Genomic DNA, 4,960 nt, shown 5'->3' with positions numbered 1-4,960 from the left:
AGTTCCGGCATCGTGATGTCCCCGTCCTGCCCGATGATCTCGGCGAAGAAGGCGCGATGCGGATCGAGCTTTCCCTTGCCTTTGGGACGACCTTGGGGAGCGGCACAGGCACGGCCCGTGCGCCGGATCGAGAGCGCCCATCTGGCCCCTGTTGCTGGCGACAGCTTTAACCGCAACGCTGCCGCGCGCCCGCTTAACCCTACTTCAACCAACTTCTGAAACCGCAGCCGCAGCACGTCCGGCAAAGGTGCTGACATGATCCATCCTCCCAAACAGGATGAATCACAGATCAGGCTTCAACGGAATCCCAACGATTCAGGTTTTTGGCGGTACGCTTTAGCTCGAACTTGTGCCCGTCCGGCAGTAGCTGCGGAACACCGACGCGACTGAGCCGCAGGAAGATCGGCCCCTTGAACTCGGCGGCAAAGGCCACAGCCGCCGCGGTTTCGACATTGTCGCAGGGAGCGACGACGGCGACGTTCGGGATCGCGCGGATCCAGGCGAAATCCTCGGTGGAGTGGTGGGTCGGGCCAAGGTTTCCATAGGCCATGCCGGAGCTGATGCCCACGAGCTTCACATTGGTATCGGAATAGGCGACGTCGGCCTTGATCTGTTCCAGCGACCGACCCGTCAGGAAGCAGGCCGCGCCGCAGACGAACGGAATCTTGCCGCCATTGGCGAGGCCGGCACCGACCCCCACGAGGGTCTGCTCGGCGATCCCGACATTGATCTGCCGATCCGGGAAGCGGTCGCGGAAGCCGGTCAGCTTCGAGGAGCCGACCGAGTCGTTGCAGACAGCCACGATGTCGTTGTTCTCTGCCGCCATCGACTCAAGAACTTCGGTAAAGGCGTCGCGGCAGTCATAGAGCGTCTCTTTCACGGTCGGGGCGTTCATTGTGCAGCCTCCTGAAGTTCGGCCATGGCCTGCTTGTATTGCTCGGCACTGGGCACCTTGTGGTGCCAGGCGACGTTGTCGGACATGAACGAAATGCCGTGGCCCTTGTTGGTATGGGCGACGATGCAACGCGGTTTACCGGCCACGATCTTCTCGGGCGAGAGCGCGGCGACAATCTCGTCCATGTCGTGCCCGTCGATCTCCTGCACGGCCCAGCCGAAGGCTTCGAGCTTCGGCGCCAAGGGTGCGAGGTTATTGGTCTCGGCCAGGCGCGCGCCCTGCTGGAGCCGGTTGTGATCGATGATCAGGGTCAGGTTATCGAGCTTGTAATGCGCCGCCGAGGCAATGGCCTCCCAGTTGCTGCCCTCCTGCATTTCGCCATCGCCGGTGACGACGTAGCTATGCCAAGAGGCCCCGTCGAGCCTGGCCGAAAGCGCCATGCCGACCGCCACTGGCAACCCGTGCCCGAGCGGGCCGGTATTGGTCTCCACGCCCGGAACCTTGGTGCGGTTCGGGTGGCCGTTCAGGCGCGAATGCGGCTGCAGGAAGGTCTCGATCTCCTCCTTGGGTATGAAGCCCTTCTCCGCCAGTGTCACATAGAGCGCGCAGGCGGTGTGCCCCTTGCTGAGCACGAACCGGTCGCGCTGCGGATCCAGCGGATTGGCCGGATCGACCCGAAGGATGTGGAAGTAAAGCGCGGTGAGGATGTCGATCACTGACATCTCTCCACCGATATGGCCCGCGCCCGCCTCGAAGACGGCCCTCAGGTCGCGTTGGCGGATCTTATTGGCCATTCTTCGAAGATCCTGGGTATCCATCTCGGTCTCCATGGTATTGGACCTCCTCCGTTCGGGTGGCCTTGTTTGCCGGCTCGCCCGTGATTGAGGACAGTTTTTGTACGTCTTCCCGCGCGGGGCCGGTCAGCGAGCCGGCCAGGTGAGTGTCGGAACCGCGGGGGTGTCGTGGTTGTAGAGCGGCCAGCGCATGTAGCGGGTTAAGGCCTCGGCAACGATCTCCGCGTGGTGGCCGCGGACCATGGCGACATGGTGCTCAAAACCGTTCTGCGTCACGAAACCCATCAATTCGCGCAGCCGATTCACTTGCGTCACCGCGATACCGCCATCCATCGGGAAGGGATCGGCGGTGAAATCGCCCTGGCCGGTATAGGCCTTGAGCGTACCGGCGCGGTCGTCGCTCGACACCCTGAAGAAGGTCATCGGCCCGGGCTGGACCTTGCCCTTCACCGCGCCGAAGCACTTGGACCTCCCGATGGTTTCGCCGAGCACGTCCAGCTCACTCACCTCCGGCGTCGCGCCAATGAACTGCTTGGGATAGTTGCCGCAATGGGTGCAGACGCATTTGTCCACTTCGTCGGCATAGTTGTTGTTCCAGTCGAGGATCGCGGAGGGCGTGCCGGCAGCCAGCGCCAAGTTGAGAGCCGAGTTCGACAAGCTGGTCTGGGATCACCCGCCCGCCTTCGACACATGGCTGGAACAGATCGCGGAGGCGCGTTCGCGCGGATACGCCGTCGATCAGGGCATCTACATCTCGGGGGTGACGGTCGTTGCGGTGCCGGTCTTCGGTCCGAATGGAAACATGACGCGTTCGCTGGTGGCGATCGGAATTTCGGAACGGCTGCAAAACAGCGAGATCCCGAAACTGGCCGCGGCGATGATGGCGATCCGGGATGACCTGGAGGAAATGCAAATGGATACAGGGAGGTAGGGCATGACAGGAGCGCAACCGGCACCGACGGATTGGCGAAATGTCGAGATCGCGGGCTTCATGGGCCATATCGGCCCGTTGCAGCGTTCGACCCGGAATGGCGAGGCCGATCGCTTCGGGCTCGCGACGAGCGACACACATGCCAACCATATCGGCAGCATCCATGGCGGCGTGATAACGAGCCTGCTCGATCAGGTCATCGCGCTGACCGCCTGGAAGGCTGCCGAACGACAGCCGACGGTCACGGTACAAATGGACACCCGTTTCCTGGGAGCGGCGAAATCCGGCGACTTCCTGGAAGCGCGCGCCCGCCTGCGGCATGCAACGCGCTCGCTGCTCTTTGTCGATGGCGAGGTGACCTGCGACGACAGGCCGATCGCCACCGCCACCGCCGTCATGAAAATCAACCGCATGCCGAAAGAGAAAAAATGACCGAAGCCGCCTCAAGGCCGCGCCCCGGCCCCCTCTCCGGCATCAAGGTGCTCGACTTTTCGCGAATCTTGTCCGGCCCCTATGCCTCGATGGTTCTGGCCGATCTCGGCGCGGAGGTCATCAAGGTAGAACCTATCGAGAAAGGCGACGAAACGCGCAATTTCCCACCCTTCAAGGGCGAGTTGAGCCATTACTACATCGCCCTGAACCGAAACAAGAAAAGCATAGCGATCGACCTGAAAGCCCCCGAGGGGGTAAAGATCGCCCGCGACCTCGCCCGCCAGAGCGACATCCTGCTGGAGAATTTCCGCCCCGGCGTGATGGACCGGCTCTGCCTCGGATACGACACGTTGCGGGTCGAGAACGAGAGACTGATCTACGGTTCGATCACGGGTTTCGGGCAGGACAGCCCACTGGCCGACAAGCCTGCCTTCGACATCGTGGCACAGGCGCTTTCAGGCGTGATGAGCATCAATTGCGAACCCGGGCAGGCGCCGAACAAGCTGGGCATTCCGCTCTGCGACATGGCCGGCAGCATCTTCTCGCTGTTCGGGCTGCTCGCGGCCCTGCACGAACGCAATGTCACCGGCAAGGGACGGCACGTAGAGGTTGCCATGCTCGACAGCCTGATCGCGATGCAGGGGTACCTGTCGCAGATCTACTTCGTTACGGGGCAAAGCCCGCAGCCGGTGGGCACCCAACACCCCAGCATCGTTCCCTACGGCTCTTTCCCTACTTCGGACGGGCATGTGATCGTCGCCTGCCTGACCGAGAGATTCTGGCACAATTTCGCCCGCTGCCTTGGGCAAGACAGCCTGATCTCGGACCCGCGCTTCGCCCTTTACCAGGACCGGCTTGCGAACCGGGAGGCGTTGCAGGCCTTGATCGAGGAACGGATGCGCGCGGACACGACCGCCTTCTGGCTTGAACGGCTGGAGCAGTTCGACGTTCCGAGCGCTCCGATCCTGTCCATCGCGGAGTCTCTCGAACACCCCCATGCCCGGTCCCGCGAGTTGATCGAAACGGTCCGGCATCCCAAGATCGGCGAGATGAAGCTCGTGCGTGGCCCGATCCGGTTCGACGGTCAGGGTCCGGCACCGAGTGTTGCACCGAGCCTGCTCGGGGAAGACACAGCGGAGGTTCTGCGTTCGGATCTCGGGATGAACGGGGATGAGGTAGCGGACCTGGTAGACAGGGGAATACAGAAATCCCCCTCTTGAGCCCATGGGCATCGGTCAGGGGATTGCAGTAGTCTCGAGGGGCGCGGTGGCGGCTTGCGTGATCGCGCCCTTCCCAAGCGGATCCCGCGCCTATCGGGAACGGACTCGGAGGGATTTGCACGGCCGCGCGGACCGACGCACAAGGCGCGCTCCGATCCATTGATGCAAGAGACTGACCAATTGCCCTGACAGCGGCTTCGCGCTCAAAAGCCACCGTCCATGCCGGCTGCATCAACCTTCAAGGAAGAAGGGCGGACGGAAGTCATTCTTTGCGCCGCTCGGCATTCGTCCAGCACGTCCAAAGCGGACGACTGGCTTGTGAAGCGGCCGAAGCTGTTGCCTCCTAAACGACATGTGTGGATGGCTCCTGCATTGCAAGAGATTTCTGTGGTCGCGATGGTCTGTCAGTACAGTCGTGTGTCCGGCCTGTTAGTGTGGCGGTTGCCACTGGCCTTGATGAGTTCCGCAAGTAAGGTTCCAATCGGCTTAACGACCTCGAGGGCCATGCCGTTCGACGGAGTGTCCTTACTTTTGGTTGACTTCATTTCGCATCATCACATCAAGCGTCTTGCATCTCTTGGCAGCATCAGGCGATTGGCTGCCGGTATTCTTCTCGTTTTGTCAGTATTGCCCAGATGATCCGGGCGGACTTGTTGGCCATGGCTACAGTAGCGAGCCTGAAGGGTTT

Annotated in this window: 6 protein-coding genes and 1 pseudogene; 3 read left to right on the top strand and 4 right to left on the bottom strand. The window is 62.0% G+C overall.

Annotated features, from left to right (window positions below; genetic code table 11):
- From BLR85_RS27780 to BLR85_RS27765, 4 genes and pseudogenes are all read right to left on the bottom strand, one after another.
- Positions 1-257 (bottom strand): annotated as a pseudogene (locus BLR85_RS27780) (transposase); the annotation flags it as partial.
- Between the two features lie 32 nt (positions 258-289).
- Complete coding sequence (locus BLR85_RS27775) at positions 290-895, bottom strand: transketolase family protein (protein ID WP_093165028.1); 606 nt, start codon at positions 893-895, stop codon at positions 290-292.
- Positions 892-1,713 (bottom strand): transketolase, encoded by an 822-nt coding sequence (locus BLR85_RS27770; RefSeq protein WP_093165034.1) that lies wholly within the window; start codon positions 1,711-1,713, stop codon positions 892-894. The genes BLR85_RS27775 and BLR85_RS27770 overlap by 4 nt, the downstream gene beginning before the upstream one ends.
- A gap of 102 nt (positions 1,714-1,815) precedes the next feature.
- The gene (locus BLR85_RS27765) at positions 1,816-2,325 is read right to left on the bottom strand and encodes a hypothetical protein (RefSeq protein ID WP_244520911.1); all 510 of its coding nucleotides are present in this window, start codon (positions 2,323-2,325) and stop codon (positions 1,816-1,818) included.
- Between BLR85_RS27765 and BLR85_RS27760 the strand changes: the two genes are divergently transcribed.
- Genes BLR85_RS27760 through BLR85_RS27750 form a run of 3 tightly spaced genes read left to right on the top strand, consistent with a single transcriptional unit; the run spans position 2,306 to position 4,272 of the window.
- Positions 2,306-2,620 carry an IclR family transcriptional regulator domain-containing protein gene (locus BLR85_RS27760; RefSeq protein WP_244520910.1) on the top strand — a complete coding sequence of 105 codons (315 nt, stop codon included), beginning with the start codon at positions 2,306-2,308 and terminating at the stop codon, positions 2,618-2,620. The two genes, BLR85_RS27765 and BLR85_RS27760, sit on opposite strands and share 20 nt — an antisense overlap.
- Positions 2,621-2,623: 3 nt before the next feature.
- Positions 2,624-3,052, top strand: a complete 429-nt coding sequence (locus BLR85_RS27755; RefSeq protein WP_244520909.1) for a PaaI family thioesterase — start codon at positions 2,624-2,626, stop codon at positions 3,050-3,052.
- Positions 3,049-4,272: a CaiB/BaiF CoA transferase family protein gene (locus BLR85_RS27750; RefSeq protein WP_093165024.1), complete on the top strand. Its 1,224-nt coding sequence runs from the start codon at positions 3,049-3,051 to the stop codon at positions 4,270-4,272. Before BLR85_RS27755 ends, BLR85_RS27750 begins: the two co-directional genes overlap by 4 nt.
- Positions 4,273-4,960 lie beyond the last annotated feature (688 nt).

Source organism: Aliiruegeria lutimaris, from assembly GCF_900099935.1.
In the GTDB taxonomy this organism is placed as follows: Bacteria; Pseudomonadota; Alphaproteobacteria; order Rhodobacterales; family Rhodobacteraceae; genus Tropicimonas; species Tropicimonas lutimaris.
The sequence above is the reverse complement of the archived record's forward strand: the minus strand, read 5'-3'. Positions and strand labels throughout refer to the sequence as shown.

Coding starts and splice junctions, on each gene's coding strand:
- BLR85_RS27775 (WP_093165028.1), bottom strand. CDS start 895: ATGAACGCCCCGACCGTGAAAGAGACGCTCTATGACTGCCGCGACGCC.
- BLR85_RS27770 (WP_093165034.1), bottom strand. CDS start 1,713: ATGGATACCCAGGATCTTCGAAGAATGGCCAATAAGATCCGCCAACGC.
- BLR85_RS27755 (WP_244520909.1), top strand. CDS start 2,624: ATGACAGGAGCGCAACCGGCACCGACGGATTGGCGAAATGTCGAGATC.
- BLR85_RS27750 (WP_093165024.1), top strand. CDS start 3,049: ATGACCGAAGCCGCCTCAAGGCCGCGCCCCGGCCCCCTCTCCGGCATC.